Consider the following 20,593-nt stretch of genomic DNA (forward strand, 5'->3'; position numbering starts at 1 on the left):
AAACTCGCTCTCGAAAACCCGCCGGCTCTATCGGTAAAGCGGGTGCAAAAGTAATAACCTTTTCATTACACTCCAAATCTTTTACCAATTAATTTTAAAATATTTTTCGGCAGAACTACAAAAATAACACCTATATCCCTTATATGCAAACTGTTGTTAAACATGTTTTTTTAAAACCTTTTTTTGAAATTTGAGGGGGAAATGACACAAGAACTCAATCTGAGTCGACCAATCAAGCAAATAGAAAAAAAGTGAAACGATGAGAAAAGTACCCGCTAAAGAAAAAACAAACTACAGAAATTCTACTTTGCCGATAGAGATAACAAGAACAAATAAAGATTTAGACATTGCTTTTTTGTTTTAGAAATCGATTTGCTAAATATTTCCGAACCGGCGTATCGTAAAATTTCAAACAGATATAAGCTAAAGCAATACTTCCGACAAGAACTCCGGCTGCACCGGGTAATGATTCCTGGAATGTGAGATTCTCATTCTTCACCCAAGCATAATATAAATATATAAAAGGGTAATGAACCATATATAAGGGATAAGAAATATCTCCTAAGAATCGGCATACGCAAATTGTGTATTTATCGGTCGTTTGCCCCGAAGCTCCTAAATAAACAAGTAGCGGAAAAAATACAACGCAACACATGGTATCATATATTCCATTCATCCATAAATGTTCGGCTCCACCAATACGTGGCACAGCTAAAAGGACAACGATAGCAAAACTACATATCCAAAAAGCACCTTTTATATTCTTGGCTGGTTTAAAAATACGAGAAAGCAGCAAGCCTGCAGAGAAAGAAAACAACAATCTGAACGATCCTCCGGCAAACTCTGTTCCGGTTAATGAATATCCGACACATATATCTCCTAAAGGACCTAATATTGCAAATACCGCCAAGCAACACCCGGTAATAAAAACAAGTAGAGTAAGAACCTTAGTCGAAAACTTGCGAATAAATAAAACATAAAGAACATTACCTATATATTCAAAGAATAAAGACCAACTGGGCCCATTGAGAGGAAACATTTCTCCCAATCCTCGAACCTCGGTTGCAGTAGTAGCAGGAATCAATAGTGCATTTAATAATGTAGCGATAAACAAAGCCACAATAGTCACGTTGGATACATCCCATACAGAACAGCCTTGAAAGTAGAACATGATCGCTCCAATAATAGCTCCCATCACAACCATTGGATGCAATCGTATAATTCGGCGTTTAATAAAATCTTTTGCTTTCATTGTTCCCCAGCGACCATCATAAGCATAGCCTATAACAAATCCTGACAGTATAAAGAAAAAATCGACAGCTAAATATCCGTGATTGATACGTTGATCTAAATGACTGGTGGCAAAAGCTTCAAATATATGAAAACATACAACCATAATAGCGGCGACCCCGCGCAGCCCATCCAGTATATTGTAATGTGGTTTTGTGTCTGCAAATGCAGCCATAAAAATTTGCGTTTTCAGCATAACTTAAAATTCTTATATTTCGGTGTATTCTGGTATTTCAAAAAATAAAACTTACAAAGTAAGCACTTTTTACAGATACTTTAATAATCGACTTATTACCAGGAATAATATTTTCGGATAATAAAACATGTTTTATATTATAAAAATAGATTCCTCTGCTATCATATTATTTGATTATTTTTGTGCAAAATAACACTCAAAACCTGTTTTATGTCTTACAATCAATTAATAAACCCCAAAAGCATTGTCATAGTTGGAGCTTCTGATAACATTTTGAAACCGGGAGGGAGTGTTTTGCATAATATTATAAACGGAACATTCGAAAAAGAGCTATATATTGTAAATTCGAAGGGAGGTATCATACAAGGTATTAAAGCCTATACCAAGGTTGAAGATATACCTCAAGCAGATCTTGCCATTATATCTATACCTGCCAACCAATGTATAGAGACTGTAGACTATCTGGCGAATAAAAAGGGAGTAAAAGCTTTTATTGTATTTTCTGCCGGATTTAGCGAAGAGTCTGAAGAGGGTGCTATAAGAGAAAAACAACTTGTAGAAATTGTAAATAAGGCGGGAGCGATTATGATCGGCCCTAATTGTTCTGGATTTTTCAACACAAATCATCAAAGTATTTTCACTCGTCCTATACCGAGCCTCGATACGAATGGAGTAGATATAATTTCCAGTTCGGGAGGAACAATTACTTATATCATAGAATCAGCCATGCGTATTGGACTGAGATTTAACTCAGCGTGGTCAATCGGAAATGCTGCTCAGATAGGAATTGAAGATATATTGGAATATTTAGATAAAGAATTTGATCCGGAAACCAGTCCGAAAATAAAACTTCTCTATTTAGAAAAAATTAGCAACCCGGATAGATTTCTTCTTCATTCATCTTCCCTCATCAACAAAGGTTGTAAAATAGCTGCCATAAAATCGGGCAGTTCCACATCCGGCAGTCGCGCAGCATCTTCTCACACGGGAGCAATAGCGAGTTCCGACTCAGCCGTTGAAGCCCTGTTCAGAAAAGCAGGAATTATACGTTGCTACTCGCGCGAAGAACTTGCGAACGTTGCAGCAGTATTGACATTAAAGAAAATAAACGGACGAAACTTGGCTATAATTACCCAAGCAGGGGGGCCTGCCGTAATATTAACAGACGCTCTATCAAAAGGGAATATCGATGTTCCTGAATTGGATAAAGACTTGGCAGCCGAACTAAAGAAGCACCTCCTTCCGGGAGCCGCAGTATCTAATCCTATAGATATTATAGGAACAGGAACAGGCGAACACATGGCTACATGTATCGATTTTTGCGAAACATACTTTAAAGAAATAAATGGTATAGCCGTTATATACGGAAACCCCGGAGTGAGCAATGTAGCCGAAGCCTATAATATGCTGGATAAAAAAATAAAGACCAGCAAACTACCGATATACCCGATATTACCATCGGTGATAGCTGCGTCGGAAGAAATGGAAACCTTTGTAAAGAAAGGACATGTCAATTTTACAGATGAATATGCTTTAGCAAATGCTCTCTCTAAAGTTGTTTCCTGGACTCCTCCATCGGTAGGCAAAATAGAAGATATATCTGTTGACATACCCCGTATAAGAACTATTATCAGCAACTCTGCTGACGGATATATAGATAGTGAAACGGTTAGGCAATTGTTTGATGCCGCAGGTATTCCACAGGTGCAAGAATTGGTAACAGCCAATAGGGACGAAGCTATCGCTTTTGCCGACAAAATCGGATACCCAATTGTAGCAAAGTGTGTAGGCCCTATTCACAAATCAGATGTGGGAGGGGTTGTATTAAATATACATTCGGCAAACCATTTATCAATCGAATTTGACCGCTTGATGAAAATAGCCGATGCCACAGCCGTCATGGTACAGCCGATGCTATCGGGGCAAGAACTATTTATCGGTGCAAAATATGAACCTACATACGGTCACATTGTTTTATGCGGACTGGGTGGGATTTTTGTAGAAATACTGAAAGACGTAGCATCGGGACTTGCACCTTTGAGTTTTGACGAAGCTTCTTCGATGGTACAATCACTAAAAGCATATAAAATAATAAAGGGTACACGTGGACAAAAAGGCTTAAACGAAAAGTTGTTTGTAGAAATCATTGTACGCTTATCGGTTATGCTCAGGTTTGCACCGGAAATAAAAGAGATGGATATTAATCCGCTTCTGGCTAACGAAGAAAGAGTTATAGCCGTGGATGCAAGAATCAGAATAGAAAAATAGCATTGATTATATATAGCGAAGAAGCAGTATCGGCAAAAGTATATCTTGGCTGGTATTGCTTTTTTTTGAAAAATCTTTTTATGAAGTACTTTATTATATTTCAGAAATATACTACCTTTATTGCCGACAAAATCTATAGGTATGAAAACGAAGAATTTTGAATAAATAGTAAATATAAAATATAAAGCCGGATATTTCGTTCTCGGCTTTTTTTATGTGCAACAGACAAATATCAAACGCTCAAAAATGAAAGAAGAAAAGAAAATTGTTTTAGGTATTTCAGAAAAGCCTAAACCCGCCCAATGGCTATTATTGAGTATTCAACATCTATTTGCCATGTTCGGAGCAACCGTACTTGTTCCTGCACTCACCGGAATGAGCCCTGCTGTAGCTCTTATCTCGAGTGGTATCGGTACATTGGTATTTATAGCCATCACAAAAGGCAAAGTCCCTTCTTATCTGGGATCATCATTTGCTTTTATCAATCCCATCATAGCTGTAAAAGCTTTGGAACTCGATCCTTCGTCGGGTGTAGGTATGGGAAGTTTCCTTGTAGGTAGTTTCCTTGTGGGGGTTACCTATTCAGTAGTTGCACTTATTATAAACAGAGCCGGAACAAAGTGGTTGATGAAGTTGCTTCCTCCGGTAGTAGTAGGACCTGTGATTATGGTTATCGGGCTTGGACTTGCCGCTACAGCCGTTAACATGGCTACTAACAATCCTGCAGGAGATTATGACCTTACGTATGTGCTCATCGGTTTAGTAACTCTTACCATAACAATTCTTACAGCCATTTTTACTCGCGGATTTCTTAGTGTTATTCCTGTATTGGTAGGTATAATTGGCGGGTATGTATTTTCTATTATCTTAGGGGTTGTAGATGTGCAACACGTAGTTGAAGCAAACTGGATCGAAATGCCTTCTTTCTCTATCCCATTTGTTCATTATACACCTTCTTTCACATGGAGAGTATTCTTAATGATGGTTCCTGTTGCTATCGTTCCTATCGCTGAGCATATCGGACATCAGCTTGTTTTGAGTAAAGTAGTTAGCAAAGACCTGATCAAAGATCCGGGACTAGATCGCTCTATGCTGGGCGACGGGGTAGCCACTATGATAGCTGCTACATTAGGAGGACCACCGAATACTACTTATGGTGAAAATATCGGTGTATTAGCTATAACTCGCGCTTTCAGTATTTATCTGTTTGTAGGAGCTGCAATCTTTGCTATTATGTTTGGTTTTTGCGGTAAGATATCAGCTTTATTATCTACCATCCCTACTCCGGTAATGGGTGGCGTTTCTATCCTCTTGTTTGGTATAATAGCCTCCAGCGGGCTACGCATGCTTGTGGAAAACAAAGTAGACTTTAGCCGTAAGCGCAATCTTATTATATCTTCTGTGATACTTGTTATTGGTATCGGAGGCGCAGCAATACATATCGGCAAAGTATTTTCTTTAGAAGGAATGGCTCTGGCTTCTATAATCGGGGTTGTACTTAACCAAGTATTACCGGGCAAGCAGGTTGTAGATTTTGATGAGATGTTTAAAGATTAAATAATTACATATTTTTTGAGGGGTAGTTGGATTTATTCAGCTACCCTTTTTTATTTAAATATTTTTGAGTTCATTCGTATGTTTGGATACTTTATGTGATTATTTTCACCTTATTACGACTAATATATAACAAGAGTTTAAAATTTAATAGATTATGAAAAGGAAATCATTTATCTCAAACATCCTTATGTTGATGTTTTTATTTGCTTCGATGAGCGTTTTTAGTCAAGCTCCCAACATCCCTTTAGAAGATTTTTTCAGAAACCCTGAAAAGTCATCTTATCAGATATCGCCGGATGGAAAATATTTTTCTTTTACAGCGCCTTATGAAGGACGTATGAATATTTTTGTACAAAAAGTAGGTGACAATACTCCTGTAAGATTAACTTCTGAAACAGAAAGAGATATTGCCGGTTACTTTTGGGGAAATAATAATCGCATCTTGTTTCTCAAAGATACAGGAGGCGATGAAAATTTTCAGTTATATGGTGTAAACGCTGATGGAAGTAACCTGCTTACTCTTACCGCTTTTGAGAAGGTACGTACTACTATTATTGACGATCTGCCTGAGATAGAGAGCGAAGTTATTATTGGTCTCAATAAAAGAAATCCACAGGTGTTTGATCCATACAGGCTAAATATCGAGACCGGAGAGCTGACAATGTTAGCTGAGAATCCCGGAAATATTCAGGGCTGGATGACAGACCACGATGGGAAATTGCGTATAGCAATCGCACTTGATGGTGTAAATCAAAGTTTATTGTATCGCGATAAAGAAAGTGATCCATTCAGAACACTTATAACTACAAGTTTTAAAGAAAGCATAAGCCCTTATTACTTTACTCCAGATAATCAGAAGTTGTATGCTACTTCTAACATTGGCAGAGATAAAGAAGCTGTCGTAATATTTGATCCGCAAACGGCTAAAGAAGTCGAAGTTTTGTACGAAAATGATACTTATGATCTGTCAGGGATTTCATATTCTCGAAAATATAAGAAATTACAGGCTGCATCTTATCAGGCTCATGAAGGAGCAAAGCGTCATTTCTTCGATAATGATTTGAAAGCTATTTTCGATAAAGTAACAGCAAAAGTATCAGGAAAACCTATTAGCGTTAGCAGCCAAAATAAAGATGAAGATATGCTGATTGTTCGTACATATAACGATAAAACCCCCGGAGGATATTATCTCTATGATGTAAAGAAAGATGAACTGACTCATATAGCAGATATTTATCCTTGGATCGATGAAAACAATATGGCCGAAATGAATTGTGTGAAATATACTACACGTGATGGTTTAACGATAGAAGGTTACCTGACTCTACCGAAAGGATATACTTTGGAGACAGCAAAAAATCTGCCTGTAGTTGTTAATCCGCATGGTGGCCCGTGGGCACGTGATAGTTGGGGCTTTAATCCGGAGGTACAATTCTTAGCCAATAAAGGATATGCTGTATTCCAAATGAATTTCCGTGGATCTACCGGATTTGGTAAAAATTTCTGGGAAATATCCTTCAAACAGTGGGGGAAAACAATGCAGGATGATATAACCGATGGTGTGGAATGGCTGAAAAAGAAAGGGATAGCAGATCCTGCTAAAATTGCCATCTACGGAGGTAGTTATGGTGGATATGCAACACTTGCTGGACTAACATTTACTCCTGATCTTTACGCTTGTGGAATTGACTATGTTGGTGTATCTAATCTATTTACTTTCCTGAAAACGATTCCTCCATACTGGAAACCAATGTTGGATATGATGCATGAAATGGTTGGAGATCCTGTTGCCGATAAAGAATTACTGGAAAGCGCTTCACCTGTATTCCACGTAGATAAGATTAAAGCACCATTGTTTGTAGCTCAAGGTGCAAATGACCCACGTGTAAATAAAGACGAATCGGATCAGATGGTTGAGGCATTGAAGAAAAGAGGTGTTGAAACCCAATATATGGTAAAAGACAATGAAGGTCACGGTTTCCACAATGAAGAGAATCGTTTCGATTTCTACCGTGCAATGGAAAGCTTCTTGTCAGCGCATATTGGTAAGTAATATTTAATTATATATAGAACTGTTTGGACTGTATAGCTATGTCATTCTGAGTGTAACGAAGAATCTCTTTTTATAATCGAGATATTTCACTTCGTTCAACATGATAAAGAGACGAGGATAATACACTCCAAACAGTTCTTTTATATTTTCTCAACAAAACTCTTTTTGTGACTAATGAGGATATTCCTATAAAAACTTAATAATAATGTAAAATTTAGATTATTTTTGTTTAAGTAGGTAAAGTCTTTTGTTCATAAAGGTTAGATCCTAAATAAATCCTTGAAAAAGTATTTAAACTTCCACCACATTTCGTATAGTTTTCGCAATTGAAAACGGCGATTGTAATGACGCATACTTTTGTAGTAAACATCTCGGCGAGCTTGTATCGGATACTTATCTATGATAGACCAATCCATTACCCCTCCCAAAGGAATCAGTTCGTTTGTTGAGACTGCTTCTATTTTATATTTTTTTGCTAGCATTGAATATATGCTTTGGTCGTGACGGTTCTCTTGAAATCCTTTTAAGTTAGGACTTCTCGAAGGAGCATCTGTAATAAGACTGAAATCATCATCAATAACTTTCACCCATTCGTTGACAAAGGCAGTTGACACAGGTCCCTTTTTAATAAATATGATCCCTGCCTCATATTGGGTTGTTTGCGTTACTTCTGTATTGTCCCTGACGCCAAAGTAATCAAAAATGTCCCCTTTAGTCCATTCATATTCAAATCGTAGACCTTCCGGCATACCGTTATAGTTTTTCTCAAAACTTCTGAAGCCTAACATTCCTGAAGGGCTTTTTTCTACTATTTCATAATATTCGGCTAGTCGTTCCTTCCCATTGTGGTTAAGGTAGCATCCTACATCTGTATAGAGTAAAATGTCTCCATCATTCATCATGTCGAGAGTCTTCTTTATCAAAGGTGGTTTCCAGCACCAGTAGCCATATCCTTTTGAATAAGGATACATATATCGTCCCCATTTTTTACGAAACTCTTTACTTAGATCTTTTTCGGTATATGTATATATTTCGTCGAATACTCCCATCGCTTCGGCATTTTGTACAAACTGAGGAAATCCCGGAGCTAATAATGTATTACCAAATGTACATAATACTTTTTTCATGCAAGGATGTCTAATTATAGTTTATCTTTGAACCAATATTTTACTCTCCACCATCTGCGATAAAGCTTTCTTAACTTAAAGCGATGTTTGTAGTGATATCTGCTTGGGTAATATTTATCTCTGCGAGCTTGTATGGGATATTTTTCGAGAAGATTCCAGTCTCGTTGAAATATTTCGTTTGTGGAAATTTCTGCTATCCCATACTTTTTGGCAAGGATAGAATAAATACTTTGATCGTGCCTGTTTTCTTTAAATCCGGGTAAGTTAGGGATTCGTGACGGTGAATCTGTTGCAAGACTATAATCATCGAGATATGCCTGATACCAGTCTCTGACAAACTGCATCACAACAGGGCTTTTTTTGAAAAAAATAATAGTGGATTCGAATTGAGGAGTATGTGTATAAGCCTTATCGTTATATACACCATAATATTCAAACACATCGCCCTTTGTCCATTCATATTCATAATAAAGAGTTTCGGGCATGCCGTTGTAGCTGACCTCTTGGCTCTTTACTCCAAGTATTCCAGTTGGAGTTTTCTCTACAATATTATAATACTCTAAGAGTCGTTCTTTGCCTTTGGGATTAAAATAACAGCCAATGTCTGAATAGAGAAGTATATCCCCGTCCTCCATTTTCTCTAATATTTTTAGGATGAAATAGGGTTTCCAACACCAATATCCAAAACCTCTGGAGTATGGGATCAGGTATCGTCCCCATTTTTTGTAAAAGTTTGCATCTAAATCTTTTTCACAGACAGTATATATATCATCAAAGATATCCATACTTTCAGCCATGCTTCTGAAGCGGGGAAAGCCTTCTGTTAAGTAATAGCTACCAAATGTACAGATTGCTTTTTTCATTAAGTTTTGCGTTAATAATTGATACAAAAATAGGGCATTTTTCGAATAAAACACCCTATCTTATTTTGATTGTTAGTTAATTACATTACTTTATTGCTTTACTTCTACCCATTGTCCGGTAGTACGTCCATTTATATCAGGGCTATACATAGCCGAACTAGCTACAGCCGGAAGATAGAACTTACCACAATACGCAGCTTGCAATCTGACCTTAAATGATATCGAATATCCTGTACCCAGATTGAAGTAAGTATACACTCTGTCATCTCTGATGTCTTGATAGTTATATGCACCGGCTGTTCTTGTATTGGCTTCGTTGAACAAGCGATTGTTGAATATCTCCCATCCTGAGGCAAATATCTGATCGAGTGTCATATCTGTAAGATATTGTCCCGAAATATTTTGAACAATCACATTTGCATAGAATTCTGTTCCTTGTCGTAGAGAAGAAACATCCAGCTCTTTGCCGTTTTCGTCTATATATTTTACATATAGTTTTACTCCATTCGCTTCGGCAGGATTCTTGTCTGTCAGAGGTTGTGTTTTACCTAACAGACGAACAAATATATCACCCTGTCCCTTATTCTTAATCGATATGTTTACCTTATCGTGAGGTTTTATATTTACTTCTTGGAATACATCGCCCGAGTTATTTACTTTTTGAGGAACTCCATTCAATGACCATTCGTATGAGATAACACCTTTGCCCATTTTTTCAGCCAGTCGAGACATAGCGATCAAACCATAAGCTGCAGTTTGGGTAGTTATATAACTTCCGCTCAGGTATTCAGATACCTTGAATGAGAGTTTTAGCGCTTTTTGTGTCTGTCCTAGCAAGAGGTATGTCTCCATTATCATAGCCATATCACGCTGAGAACTACCAAATGTGTTGTTACTGAATGCATAATGTTCTACCTGATCGCTGGCATTGTTTGTCAGTTGCAGTGCTGCATCTTTCTTACCTGCTAAGGCGTAGGCAGCAGCCAACCTCCAACGAGCCTGTACTGATAAGCCTTGCATTTCTTTCAATCGGTTCATCGCTCCCAGTTCTGGGTCTCCGGCAAGAGCCAAAGTATATAAGCGGTATGCTTGCTGCAAGTCACTCATCGAGTAAGTATAATAAGAACTGTAAAGGTTACTCTTATTCCATGTTTGAGCAGCTTTTTTCTGGAACTGTTTCCACTTGTTGATTACTGATGTTGGAACTTCCCATCCTGCTTTCTGTGCTTCCAGTAAGAAGTGTCCGGCGTAACTGCTTACCCATTCATCCGGATAACGATTGCCCGGCCAGTAAACAATACCACCGTCGCCAAGCTGGCGTGAAACGATTGTCTGAATAGCCCCTTTTACGTTGTCTGTTACAATAACTTCTTTCTCTTTTTCGGTAAGAGGTCTGAATTTCCCTAAGAATAGTAACGGGAACCCTTTAGATGTTACTTGCTCGGTACATCCGTGAGGATAGTAGCGCAAATAAGTTAATGTGTTATTTAGGTTCACTCCCGGCATACGTGATACTTCGAGTTTTGCCCAATCCTCAGCTTTGATATCTTCGAATGATATGGCTAAATGTGCCGTATCGTTTGGCGAAACAAGAGCGTGAGAATTTAACAGAACATTCGGATTTGGATTGCGAATCTCAATATCAATTGTTTCTGTAGCAGATTCTCCTCCTCCTGTCGCTTTAATCACTACTTTCTCATAGCCTGTTTTCTTGCCGACTTTCACTTTAAAGTAAACCATCTTATCGCCTACATTCGTAAATGATACAGATTTAGAAGTTCCTTCTGTAAACTGGAATATACCTTTAGATTCTACTGTCAGATTTACAGTTTTTACTTTCTTGTCCATTGCAAATACATTTATAGGAAGCAAGAACTCTTCCTCAGGACCCGCCACACGTGGTAATGTCGATAATATCATCAGCGGATTTCTTACAGGAACAGTTTTCTCTCCACTTCCGTAAGCACCTTTTTTATTTCCGGCAACAACCATTACACGTACAGAGCCGAAATAAGATGGAAGTTTAATTTTGTGTGTATCCGTTTTACCTCCGCTTATTGTAAATGGACCCATATATTTTACTACAGGTTTAAATCGGCTCATAACATTGTTGGCTGGTTTCAAAGCTTCGTCACCCCCAATACTCAATAGAGGACCAAGCTTGCCCGTTTGTGCACCTACTACCATGTCGAACATATCCCATGTGCGTACACCCAGAGCCTGACGTGCATAAAAATCAGCCCAGGCATTTGGTGTTTTGAATGATGTGAGGTCTAACAACCCTTCATCTACAATAGCGAGGGTATAAGTCATCTCTTTTTTGTTCTTTTCGGATATGGAAACACTGAATTCTTTTTCCGGACGGAGTTCATCCGGCATCGTGATGACAGGATTCAGTTCCGTTTCCTTATTTTCCACATTGATATTCAATATACCATACATACGGATAGGCAGGTCATTGTCTGTTTGCGCATGCGGCTGTAACTGGCTGGCGGCAATGTAGAAGTTAGGTGTCATTTCTTCTGTTACCTTGAAGGTGTGTTTGGTATCTTCTGTCGCACTTGTTTTTACCCATTCGCGCGAAATGATACGTGAGCCATCCTCTATGGTAATCAAGGTGCGACCCTTTGAACTTTTTGGCAAAATTACGGTAACAGTTTCTCCAACTTTGTAAGACTGCTTATCTGTAGAGAACGAAAGCATTGTTAATCCGCTTGGGTCATCTTTTTCCGAGCGTCCTCTCCACGATGGCCAATCCACATAGAATACTCTACCTGTGATATGTCCGCTCTGTTCATCTTTTACCATGATGAGATAACGTCCCCAATCCGGATAGTTCACACGGAACTTGGCTTTCGCTTTTCCTGCCGAAGTTGAAATGTTTTCATTTAAGAGTACTTCGGTAGATGTATTATTCACATAAGAAGCCAAATTATCATTGGTATTCCACCACCAAGACCATTTCAACTTATAAATTTTCACATTTACATTCGAGCGGTTAATCGGTTTTCCTTCGGGGCTAAGAGTAACAATATCAAACATATTGTCCTTGTCTGTCTCCAACCAGCCGTAATCGCTACTTGTTGGCACTTTAACTCCTACATATGCCGAGTATGGAGAGTAAGCTGCAGTTTGAGTATATATACTGGCATCTCCCCCCGACTCAAATACTCGGGAAACGATATTCGCTCGCAACATTCCCGGTGCGCTAGATGCCTGAGGCAGGCTTGTTCTCACCGTTGCATTCCCTTGTGCATCAAGTTTCCCATCAAAAACAGTATAGGTATCGGACGCAAAGTTCGACGTTGGGTTGTTGAATGTATAAGTTTCATATCCTTTGAAAGGATTGGATGCTTTACTTAAAGTCATTTCTACTTTTGCAGCCAGATTTGCTGCAGGAGCACCATGTAGCCACTGCGAAGACAACGGGGCGGAAAATGTGCCGCTGCCTGCATTTATCATTTCACCTGCATCAAGCCGTACTTTTAAACGGTTCGGCTTAACGGTTTCTATTTTCAATGTCTTTGAGAATGTTACTCCTCCCACCTTTACACGTGCCCTCCAGTTGCCTGTGATAGCATTCGGGTCGGTAGCCATACGGAAAGCATAGAATCCATCTTTACCTGTGGTTGATACATAACGTTGAGCCATTTGCCCGCGTGGAGTATATAGTTCGAGCGAAACAGGATGATCTTTTGGTAATGTCTGATGTCTATCTTCGAGAATAAAGGTGACAAATATAGAATCGCCCGGACGCCACACGCCTCGTTCTCCATAGATATACCCTTTCAATCCTTTTTGTATCTCTTGTCCGCTAACATCAAAGTTGCTAAGCGATAAAGAAAGATTTGAAGTAACCTTCAGATATCCTTTTTCTTTACCATGCGACGCAATAACTGCAAACGGAACACCTCCCTTGTATTCTATTTCTGTAAACCCGTCTCCATCTGTTTTGCCTGTACCAATGCGCTGCATCTGATAGTTGTAAATATCAACCGTTGCACCCGAAATAGGGTTTGTAGTTAATATATCTGTAAGGGCTACTGTCATTTTCTTTTCGGAGCCCATCTTTGCAGTGATACCAATGTTGGATGCTAATACAACAACCTCTGATGTTTTGTTCATGTAATATGTCGGGTCGCAAGGATTATTTCTTTCTTGCCAGTTATATTCATCCCAATCCCATTCGTCGGAGTAGTAATAATATCCGGGATTATCCCATTGCTTTTCGTCTTCTTCGTCCATTTCATTCTCGAAACGCTGTAATGCAGCGTCTTTCGGTATCTGAGGAATTATACCGTCGCAAGGATAAAGAGAGTATTCTTTTTTCATGGTGAATTCTACCTTGTATACTGCTCCCGGATCTTGCTTTATCAATTTTGCCATATCCAGAGAGAATGTATTCCATTCATCCAGTTTCATCGTAGGGTCTTCATCCAGTCGGATACGTTTTTTTAGAATCAGACGACCGAAACGTTTTAGCTCGTTGCTTCCTCCAAAATCATTCGACTGTAGATAACCCAATATATTGTTTTCGTATATCTTAATAACTTTCACATCCACCGCCCAAAGGTTGACAGCTTTGAATGGAATGATAAGATTGTCCGAATTGGGTAGTATATTACCCGCATTAGGTACTTCTATTTCGGGTTTGTTCTTTTCAAAATTTACACTGAACGTATAATCTTTCTCAAGAGTCTTGTTTTGTGAGTTTCTCAGCTCTTTGAATATTTTCAGATCGGTACTTGTCCCTCTTGTCGTTTTATCAAGATAGAGTTTCATTATATTTTTCTGAATATCGAAAGAGAAACTTTCTATAATACCCGGTTTTATCAGCCCCTGTATATTTTGATTGAGAGATAGAGGATCACTGAATGTAATGCGAACGCATTCTTGCGGAGAATATTCCATTGATACGTCCAATACCTTAAAATCGGAGATTGCAGGGATAATGATTTTTTGCTCATCATCTCTTTTTGCATTTATGGCACTCCCCTTTATACTCAATGTATATTCTATTTCTTTTGTACCTCTGTAAAGACTGTCTATTGTTAGATTGTATCTACCTTTTATTTCGCTTGGAGTAATCTTTATTTTAGCATCTTTAGATTTATCTCCGCCCGATAAAGAGAACATACTTTTTACATCGTCTGTGTTGGCCTCATCCGCTAAAAGAACTTCGCCTTGTACAGTATTCCATACAAGGTCATTATCTTTCATTTGAGTATAAGGGCGTAGGTTTACATTGAAGTTTTGTTCAGGCACACGGAAAAAAAAGTAGAACTCTTTGAAGTTGCTATCTACTTTCAAAACCTTGTCGAGTTTGAACCAAGCATCATATTCTGTCCCTTGTTTCAACTCTCCGGGCTCAGGTACAAATTTGATAGTACGTGTGCTGGTCCAGTAGGCTTTACCTTTTATCGATGGAGAAAATTCAAATAGCTCCTGCTCAATTTCTTTATTAAGCTCGGCTGTCGGAATATCTTGTGTAAGTTCGATCTGTATTTCCGAAGAGGAAGATATTTTACCATAGGTAAAGGCGGCAATATATTTTGCAAACTCGGAGTTGATCTCTTTACTACCACTTTTTCTACATGAATTTAGACTAAAAAGACATGCTATGACGATCAGGCTAAGGGTGAATAGGTATTTTTTCATAAATTGTGCTATTGATGCAAGTTAGTATAAGTACAAATATATGAGAATATTTTCGATAAAGAGTTTGATTGTATTTACTTTTTATAAAACACATATAAATTGTTCTCTCTGTAAAGATTCTGTTTTCTAGCGCTTTATGTATTTGTTTCAAAAAAAACAGGAAAAAGTTGTAACTATATTCTCCGGATTATCGTCTTATGTATAGAAGCGCTTTTCAAATAATTTGTAAAAAGATTAAGAAATATTTAAAGTAAATACAGTCATGAGAACAACAATATTAACATCACTTTTAGTCGTATTATTATCTGTAGCAAATGTATATGCAGGGAGTCCTAAAACCAGAGTTTATAGCAATAATGACGACAAAACGAAAGAGTACGTAACGGTAGATAAAGAAACCTCGAAGGCGTTGGACAAAACAGTATATAAATATAGTACTGACGGTTCTTTACAAGAAAGAGTACTTTACAAATGGGTAGATAAAGAAGGTTGGGTAGGAGTTCAGAAGTACAGTTATGAATATAACAATAAAGGACAAGTTGTAGATATTGCTTACACAACATGGGATCAGGGTATATCTACATGGTCGTTACAGTCTCAACACTTGCAACACATATATGATGCACAGGGTGAACTGTTGGCAGTAGTGCAGGTGAATGCAAAAGATAATCTGACAGCAATAAAATAGAACTTATATTTATCAACACGGTATTGTGATCCTGCTTCCCGAAAAGAGGCAGGATTTTTTATATAAACAGATATAAGCTGAATGCCATGACCAGCATTCCGGCTACGAGTCCCATGATGGAAATATGATGTTTTCCGTATTTCTCGGCACTAGGTAAAAGTTCGTCTAACGAGATGAACACCATGATGCCCGATACCGCAGCTAGTATAAGCCCATTTATAGCAGGAGTCCAAAACTGTAAAAGGAAAAAATAGGCAATCAGAGCACCGAACGGCTCAGCCAGACCGGATGCAAACGAAAGCCAGAAAGCCTTTTGTCGGCTGCCTGTTGCATGATATATGGGTACAGCTACAGCAATTCCTTCGGGGATATTATGTATTGCTATCGCTATCGTAATCGGTATTGCAACGTCTAAAGACCCGAGAGCCGATGTAAACGTGGCTATCCCTTCGGGGAAATTATGAATTGCTATAGACATGGCCACTACGATACCGGTGCGTTTCAATGCACGTTTTTTTATACCCATGTCTTCTACTCCTTGTATTTCATGAGGGTTTAGAGACTCGGGGATAAGAAAGTCTATGAGGTTGATGAATGCAATTCCTATAAAAAATGCCAGAATAAGATATAGTGTACCCAGTTTTTCTCCATAAGCAGCTATCAGTTCTATTTTTCCTTCGGGTATCATTTCCATAAAAGAAACGTATAACATGATTCCTGCCGAAAATCCGAGAGAAGCACAAAGGAAATTCGTATTTGTATGTCTTGCCAATAACGCAATCAGGCTGCCTATTCCGGTAGATAGACCGGCTATAGCAGTAAGTATAAAAGCTAGTAATATATTATAATCAGACATCCTTAGTCGCGTGTTATGAATGTAAAGGTATGATATAGTTTTCATTTTGAAAACTATATTTTTTATAGATTGTTTTTGATATGAACATTTTTGGTACATTTAAAGTTTAAATCACACAAAAATATAATTATGTCTACATATAAGGTTCATTACATTCAACATGTCCCATACGAAGGCTTGGGATATATCGAAAAATGGGTAAAGGATAACGGTTATAGTCTAACGGTAACCAAAATTTTTGAGGATTATAAGTTTCCTCATCAGGATGACTTTGATATGCTCGTAATTATGGGAGGCCCTATGGGGACTTATGAAGAAGACAGTTATCCTTGGTTGAAAGATGAAAAGCTGTTTGTCCGAAAAGCAATTGATTCAGACAAAGCAGTGCTGGGTATCTGCTTGGGTTCGCAGATAATAGCCAATGCATTGGGAGCCGCAATATATCCAAATAAGGAAAAAGAAATAGGCTGGTTGCCCATATCGTTTATTGACAAAGCATCTCAGGACTTATTCGGAAGTGAAACCGTGTCTCCTATTGTTTTCCAATGGCACGGCGATACATTTGATTTGCCCGCAGGAACCAAACTGCTCGCTTCGAGTGAGGCATGTGTTAATCAGGCTTTTTCGTATAAAGAAAAGGTTATCGGCTTACAGTTCCATTTTGAAGCCACTGAAAAAAGTTGCGCCGATATACTCAACAATAGTGATGAAGAACTTGTTGGAGGAAAATATATTCAATCGGAAGATTATATAAGAAAAAGCACTCAATATATTCCGTCATGCAATAAGATGATAGAAACAATCTTGAATAAACTGATCAGACTATGACGCATCCTGAGAAAAAAGCAAACACAGGAGCTTTGTTATTTATCCTGTGTCTGGCTTCTTCGCTTGTGCCTTTTATAAGCTCGGCTCTAAACCTTGCGCTGCCGTATATCAACAAAGATTTATCGCTCAATGCTGTTATGTCGGGATGGGTGCCGACTTCTTATATGCTATCTACAGCCATTTTGCAAATACCTTGTGCCCGTATGGCAGACATGATAGGACGCAAAAAGGTGTTTATATGGGGGGTAGTTATACTGACTATATTTTCTGTATTGAGTGGATTGGCAACAACAGGGGTTATGCTTATCATTTATCGCTTCCTTGCGGGAATCGGTAGCGCCATGATGTTTGGTACCAGTACCGCTATTCTTACCTCTTCTGTCCCTGCCGAAAAACGGGGGAAAGCTATGGGAGTAGTTGCTGCAACTGTGTACTCTTCATTGGCTGCCGGACCTTTTGTGGGTGGTTTGCTTACTCAATATTTCAATTGGCATAGTATCTTTTTTGTTTCTGCGGCTATTTGCTTTATCGTTGCCGTAGGTGGATATTATATCATTAAAGAAGACTGGAAAGAAGAGGCTAAAAGTAAATTTGATACGATAGGCTCTATCTTGTTTGCTATTGGGCTGTTTGCTCTGATTTATGGCTTTGCGGAATTACCTCATATTCAGGGTTTCATTTTTATTGTAATAGGTGTAATCGTATTATTCTTATTTGCTTTGTATGAAAAGAAACAAGAGTTTCCGGTGTTTAATATCCGTGTTTTTATAGGCAATAAAATGTTTCGGATGTCTTCGTTGTCTGCTCTGATAAATTATTCGGCGACATTTGCCATTTCCTTTATGTTGAGCTTGTATCTTCAATATGTGCGGGGATTATCTCCTCGCGATGCGGGACTAATACTTATCATACAATCTGTTATACAGGCTATCGCCGCTTTGAGGTCAGGTAGTCTGTCCGACAAAATGTCTCCTACATTTTTGGCAACCATAGGCATGTCTATCATTGCAGTCGGGTTGGGTGGATTGTGCTTTATTACCGAGACTACAAGCTATTACTTTATTGGTATCATGATGGTTCTTTTGGGGTTAGGATTTGGTATATTCTCTTCTCCAAATACAAATATTATCATGAGTTCGGTAGAAAGAAAACATTATGGACTGGCATCTGCAACGATGGGTACGATGAGGCTTACAGGGCAGTCTCTTAGTATGGGGATTGCTATAATGGCGATGTCGATAATGATAGGCAATATCGATTTGTCTTTAGCACCGCACCCTCAGTTTATAGGGAGTATGCGTATAACATTCATTACCTTCTTTGTGCTTTGTCTCTTTGGAGTATATGCTTCCTCTGTGAGGGAAAAGAAGAAATCGAAAGAATAAATTTCTATTTTACTTTTCTTCTTATTATCACAATATTCAGCGAGGATAAAAGTAAGAATATACATACTCCGGCAATCAGAGTGATCATAATATCCGAACCTTCGAATTCACTCCATACATTGCGTACAATATCGCTGTACTTGATGCGTATCACCAAGACCGAGGCAATTGCAAGTGTGAGTATCGCAAAATTCATCCCGATAGCCATTAATTCGTAAGGACGGACTACCACGCTTTTTGCATAACCTATCAGACGAAGATTCCGTAGTTTTTCCATATTCTTTTCCAATAGCAGATAGATGCTAAGCGTAAGCACAAAAAAGGCTAGTGCACAGATTATTATTCCTATTGCAATAACAATGCCTACCATTATCTTGAGGAAGTACGACATTTTACTCACTGCCGAGCTTTCGCCTTCTACTTCATAGTTATTCTTTTTGAGGAAGCTCGCAATATTGGGGTCGGCAGTATTATTTACTTCTACCATCAGTCGGCTGGGATTGGAGACGGCTTGTTCGCCGTAGTTTTCGTTTGCCCATTTCATAAAAGATTCGGGAACAAGGATTGTGTTTATCCTATTCGAAAAACCGGCTATTTGCCCCTTAAACTCCTTATGTTGCCATTTGCCTGATATGGTGATGTTGAAATTCACCATCCCGATTACACTCTGCGAAAGCTTCGGCATAGAGCGAGCTTCGGCAAAGCCAAAATTGTAGAGGTCAAGGTAGTTTTTAGGAAGGATAATAGGAACGAATTCATTATCGGGACTAAACTTCCATCTGTCGGTCTTCACATCTATGAAATCATCAGGAACCGATTCGAAAAACATTTCGGTGTTGAAACCTCCCTGATTAGTATTTATTCCTCCAAAAACCTTATATCTCGAAGCAGTAAATGCTCCTACCTGCGTTGCAAAACTGGTGTTTTCTATATTCTTAATTTCTTCGGCCGAAAAACCTGATGCTTGAGGGTTCAGTGTATTATAGATGCCGACTTGTTTTGTTAGTACCAGAAAATCCCTCTTCATGATAGTATCCTTTTCCGAAAACAAGGGATTGATATCCAGGTAAAACTGGAGGCCAAGCAGAACAATTGTTAATCCGATAAGATTGGCAATGAAGAATCCGGCAAACTGTCCTTTGCTTATATTTTGTTTCAAGAGCTTCCAAACCAGATTCATAGCGATAATATTTGAGAGTAATCCATTGGTAAATCTTTGCCTATCGAGGTGACTATCAATCCCGCATGCTGTGCTGTTACCTCTTCGAGGATAAGCTCAGTAATGATTTTGGCATTGTTGTCATCAAGATGGCTAATGGGTTCGTCGAGGATAAGAAAGTCGAAAGGTTGGCAAAGCGAGCGGATAATTGCGACACGTTGCTGCTGCCCCCAAGACATTTTTCCTATTGGTTGGTCTTTCTTGTCACTGATGCCCAACCTGTCGAACATCGAATCGATTTCCGATTCGGTTTTGTGGTGAGTGAGATTGTTTTTTAGCCGGATGTTTTCCTGTGCTGTCAATTCGGGAAAAAGACGCAGTTCTTGAAATAGGAGGCTCAAATGTTTTGATCTGATATTATCCCATTTTTTTCTCTTTATATTTTTGACTTCTGCTTCGTCAAAAAAGATATTTCCCGAAAAATCGGCTCTGTAGCCATAGATATAGCTACAGAGCGAACTTTTTCCTAAGCCTGATTCTGCTTTTATCAGGTATGTTTTTCCCTTCTCAAAAGTGAGGTCTTTTCTCCAGATATCTGATTTTATATCTCTTACTTCCGAGAAGACATCAGGAAGGGCGTTTTTTAATTGTATCGTATTCATCCA

Annotated in this window: 13 protein-coding genes; 6 read left to right on the plus strand and 7 right to left on the minus strand. The window is 38.5% G+C overall.

Annotated features, from left to right (window positions below):
* Positions 1 to 340 precede the first annotated feature (340 nt).
* Positions 341 to 1,486 (minus strand): acyltransferase family protein, encoded by a 1,146-nt coding sequence (locus QOX35_RS13260; protein WP_283687346.1) that lies wholly within the window; start codon positions 1,484 to 1,486, stop codon positions 341 to 343.
* A gap of 210 nt (positions 1,487 to 1,696) precedes the next feature.
* On the opposite strand from QOX35_RS13260, the gene QOX35_RS13265 reads away from it, so the two are divergent.
* The 3 genes from QOX35_RS13265 (at position 1,697) to QOX35_RS13275 (ending at position 7,364) form a co-directional block, all read left to right on the plus strand.
* Complete coding sequence (locus tag QOX35_RS13265) at positions 1,697 to 3,754, plus strand: acetate--CoA ligase family protein (RefSeq protein ID WP_135106915.1); 2,058 nt, start codon at positions 1,697 to 1,699, stop codon at positions 3,752 to 3,754.
* A gap of 246 nt (positions 3,755 to 4,000) precedes the next feature.
* On the plus strand, positions 4,001 to 5,311 hold the full coding sequence (locus tag QOX35_RS13270; protein WP_283687347.1) for a solute carrier family 23 protein: 1,311 nt from the start codon (positions 4,001 to 4,003) through the stop codon (positions 5,309 to 5,311).
* 193 nt (positions 5,312 to 5,504) lie between these two features.
* Complete coding sequence (locus tag QOX35_RS13275) at positions 5,505 to 7,364, plus strand: S9 family peptidase (protein WP_283687445.1); 1,860 nt, start codon at positions 5,505 to 5,507, stop codon at positions 7,362 to 7,364.
* Between the two features lie 260 nt (positions 7,365 to 7,624).
* Here the strand turns inward: QOX35_RS13275 and QOX35_RS13280 are convergent, their stop codons facing one another.
* From QOX35_RS13280 to QOX35_RS13290, 3 genes are all read right to left on the minus strand, one after another.
* The gene (locus QOX35_RS13280) at positions 7,625 to 8,491 is read right to left on the minus strand and encodes a hypothetical protein (protein WP_283687348.1); all 867 of its coding nucleotides are present in this window, start codon (positions 8,489 to 8,491) and stop codon (positions 7,625 to 7,627) included.
* A gap of 14 nt (positions 8,492 to 8,505) precedes the next feature.
* On the minus strand, positions 8,506 to 9,354 hold the full coding sequence (locus QOX35_RS13285; RefSeq protein ID WP_283687349.1) for a hypothetical protein: 849 nt from the start codon (positions 9,352 to 9,354) through the stop codon (positions 8,506 to 8,508).
* 90 nt (positions 9,355 to 9,444) lie between these two features.
* Positions 9,445 to 15,012, minus strand: a complete 5,568-nt coding sequence (locus tag QOX35_RS13290) for an alpha-2-macroglobulin family protein (RefSeq protein ID WP_283687350.1) — start codon at positions 15,010 to 15,012, stop codon at positions 9,445 to 9,447.
* A 241-nt stretch (positions 15,013 to 15,253) separates the two neighbouring features.
* Here QOX35_RS13290 and QOX35_RS13295 point away from each other — a divergent pair, with 241 nt between their 5' ends.
* Positions 15,254 to 15,700 carry a DUF3836 domain-containing protein gene (locus tag QOX35_RS13295; RefSeq protein WP_283687446.1) on the plus strand — a complete coding sequence of 149 codons (447 nt, stop codon included), beginning with the start codon at positions 15,254 to 15,256 and terminating at the stop codon, positions 15,698 to 15,700.
* Positions 15,701 to 15,758: 58 nt separating this feature from the next.
* On the opposite strand, the gene zupT is transcribed toward QOX35_RS13295, so the two are convergent.
* On the minus strand, positions 15,759 to 16,556 hold the full coding sequence (zupT, locus tag QOX35_RS13300; protein WP_135106991.1) for a zinc transporter ZupT: 798 nt from the start codon (positions 16,554 to 16,556) through the stop codon (positions 15,759 to 15,761).
* 129 nt (positions 16,557 to 16,685) lie between these two features.
* On the opposite strand from zupT, the gene QOX35_RS13305 reads away from it, so the two are divergent.
* Together QOX35_RS13305 and QOX35_RS13310 are read left to right on the plus strand one after the other, a co-directional pair.
* On the plus strand, positions 16,686 to 17,384 hold the full coding sequence (locus QOX35_RS13305) for a type 1 glutamine amidotransferase (RefSeq protein WP_283687351.1): 699 nt from the start codon (positions 16,686 to 16,688) through the stop codon (positions 17,382 to 17,384).
* Entirely contained in the window at positions 17,381 to 18,769 is a 1,389-nt protein-coding gene (locus tag QOX35_RS13310; RefSeq protein WP_283687352.1) for an MFS transporter, read from the plus strand. The genes QOX35_RS13305 and QOX35_RS13310 overlap by 4 nt, the downstream gene beginning before the upstream one ends.
* A 4-nt stretch (positions 18,770 to 18,773) precedes the next feature.
* On the opposite strand, the gene QOX35_RS13315 is transcribed toward QOX35_RS13310, so the two are convergent.
* Both QOX35_RS13315 and QOX35_RS13320 read right to left on the minus strand, forming a co-directional pair.
* Positions 18,774 to 19,949, minus strand: a complete 1,176-nt coding sequence (locus QOX35_RS13315; RefSeq protein ID WP_283687353.1) for a transporter — start codon at positions 19,947 to 19,949, stop codon at positions 18,774 to 18,776.
* Positions 19,946 to 20,590 carry an ATP-binding cassette domain-containing protein gene (locus QOX35_RS13320; protein WP_283687354.1) on the minus strand — a complete coding sequence of 215 codons (645 nt, stop codon included), beginning with the start codon at positions 20,588 to 20,590 and terminating at the stop codon, positions 19,946 to 19,948. The genes QOX35_RS13315 and QOX35_RS13320 overlap by 4 nt, the downstream gene beginning before the upstream one ends.
* Between the last annotated feature and the right edge of the window lie 3 nt (positions 20,591 to 20,593).

The organism is Dysgonomonas sp. Marseille-Q5470, from assembly GCF_951230145.1.
GTDB lineage: Bacteria > Bacteroidota > Bacteroidia > Bacteroidales > Dysgonomonadaceae > Dysgonomonas.

Excerpts from the sequence above, each read along its gene's own strand:
- QOX35_RS13310 (WP_283687352.1), top strand. The coding sequence starts at position 17,381 with ATGACGCATCCTGAGAAAAAAGCAAACACAGGAGCTTTGTTATTTATC.
- QOX35_RS13315 (WP_283687353.1), bottom strand. The coding sequence starts at position 19,949 with ATGAATCTGGTTTGGAAGCTCTTGAAACAAAATATAAGCAAAGGACAG.
- QOX35_RS13280 (WP_283687348.1), bottom strand. The coding sequence starts at position 8,491 with ATGAAAAAAGTATTATGTACATTTGGTAATACATTATTAGCTCCGGGA.
- QOX35_RS13285 (WP_283687349.1), bottom strand. The coding sequence starts at position 9,354 with ATGAAAAAAGCAATCTGTACATTTGGTAGCTATTACTTAACAGAAGGC.
- QOX35_RS13320 (WP_283687354.1), bottom strand. The coding sequence starts at position 20,590 with ATGAATACGATACAATTAAAAAACGCCCTTCCTGATGTCTTCTCGGAA.
- QOX35_RS13270 (WP_283687347.1), top strand. The coding sequence starts at position 4,001 with ATGAAAGAAGAAAAGAAAATTGTTTTAGGTATTTCAGAAAAGCCTAAA.
- QOX35_RS13275 (WP_283687445.1), top strand. The coding sequence starts at position 5,505 with ATGTTTTTATTTGCTTCGATGAGCGTTTTTAGTCAAGCTCCCAACATC.
- QOX35_RS13265 (WP_135106915.1), top strand. The coding sequence starts at position 1,697 with ATGTCTTACAATCAATTAATAAACCCCAAAAGCATTGTCATAGTTGGA.
- zupT (WP_135106991.1), bottom strand. The coding sequence starts at position 16,556 with ATGTCTGATTATAATATATTACTAGCTTTTATACTTACTGCTATAGCC.
- QOX35_RS13290 (WP_283687350.1), bottom strand. The coding sequence starts at position 15,012 with ATGAAAAAATACCTATTCACCCTTAGCCTGATCGTCATAGCATGTCTT.
- QOX35_RS13305 (WP_283687351.1), top strand. The coding sequence starts at position 16,686 with ATGTCTACATATAAGGTTCATTACATTCAACATGTCCCATACGAAGGC.
- QOX35_RS13260 (WP_283687346.1), bottom strand. The coding sequence starts at position 1,486 with ATGCTGAAAACGCAAATTTTTATGGCTGCATTTGCAGACACAAAACCA.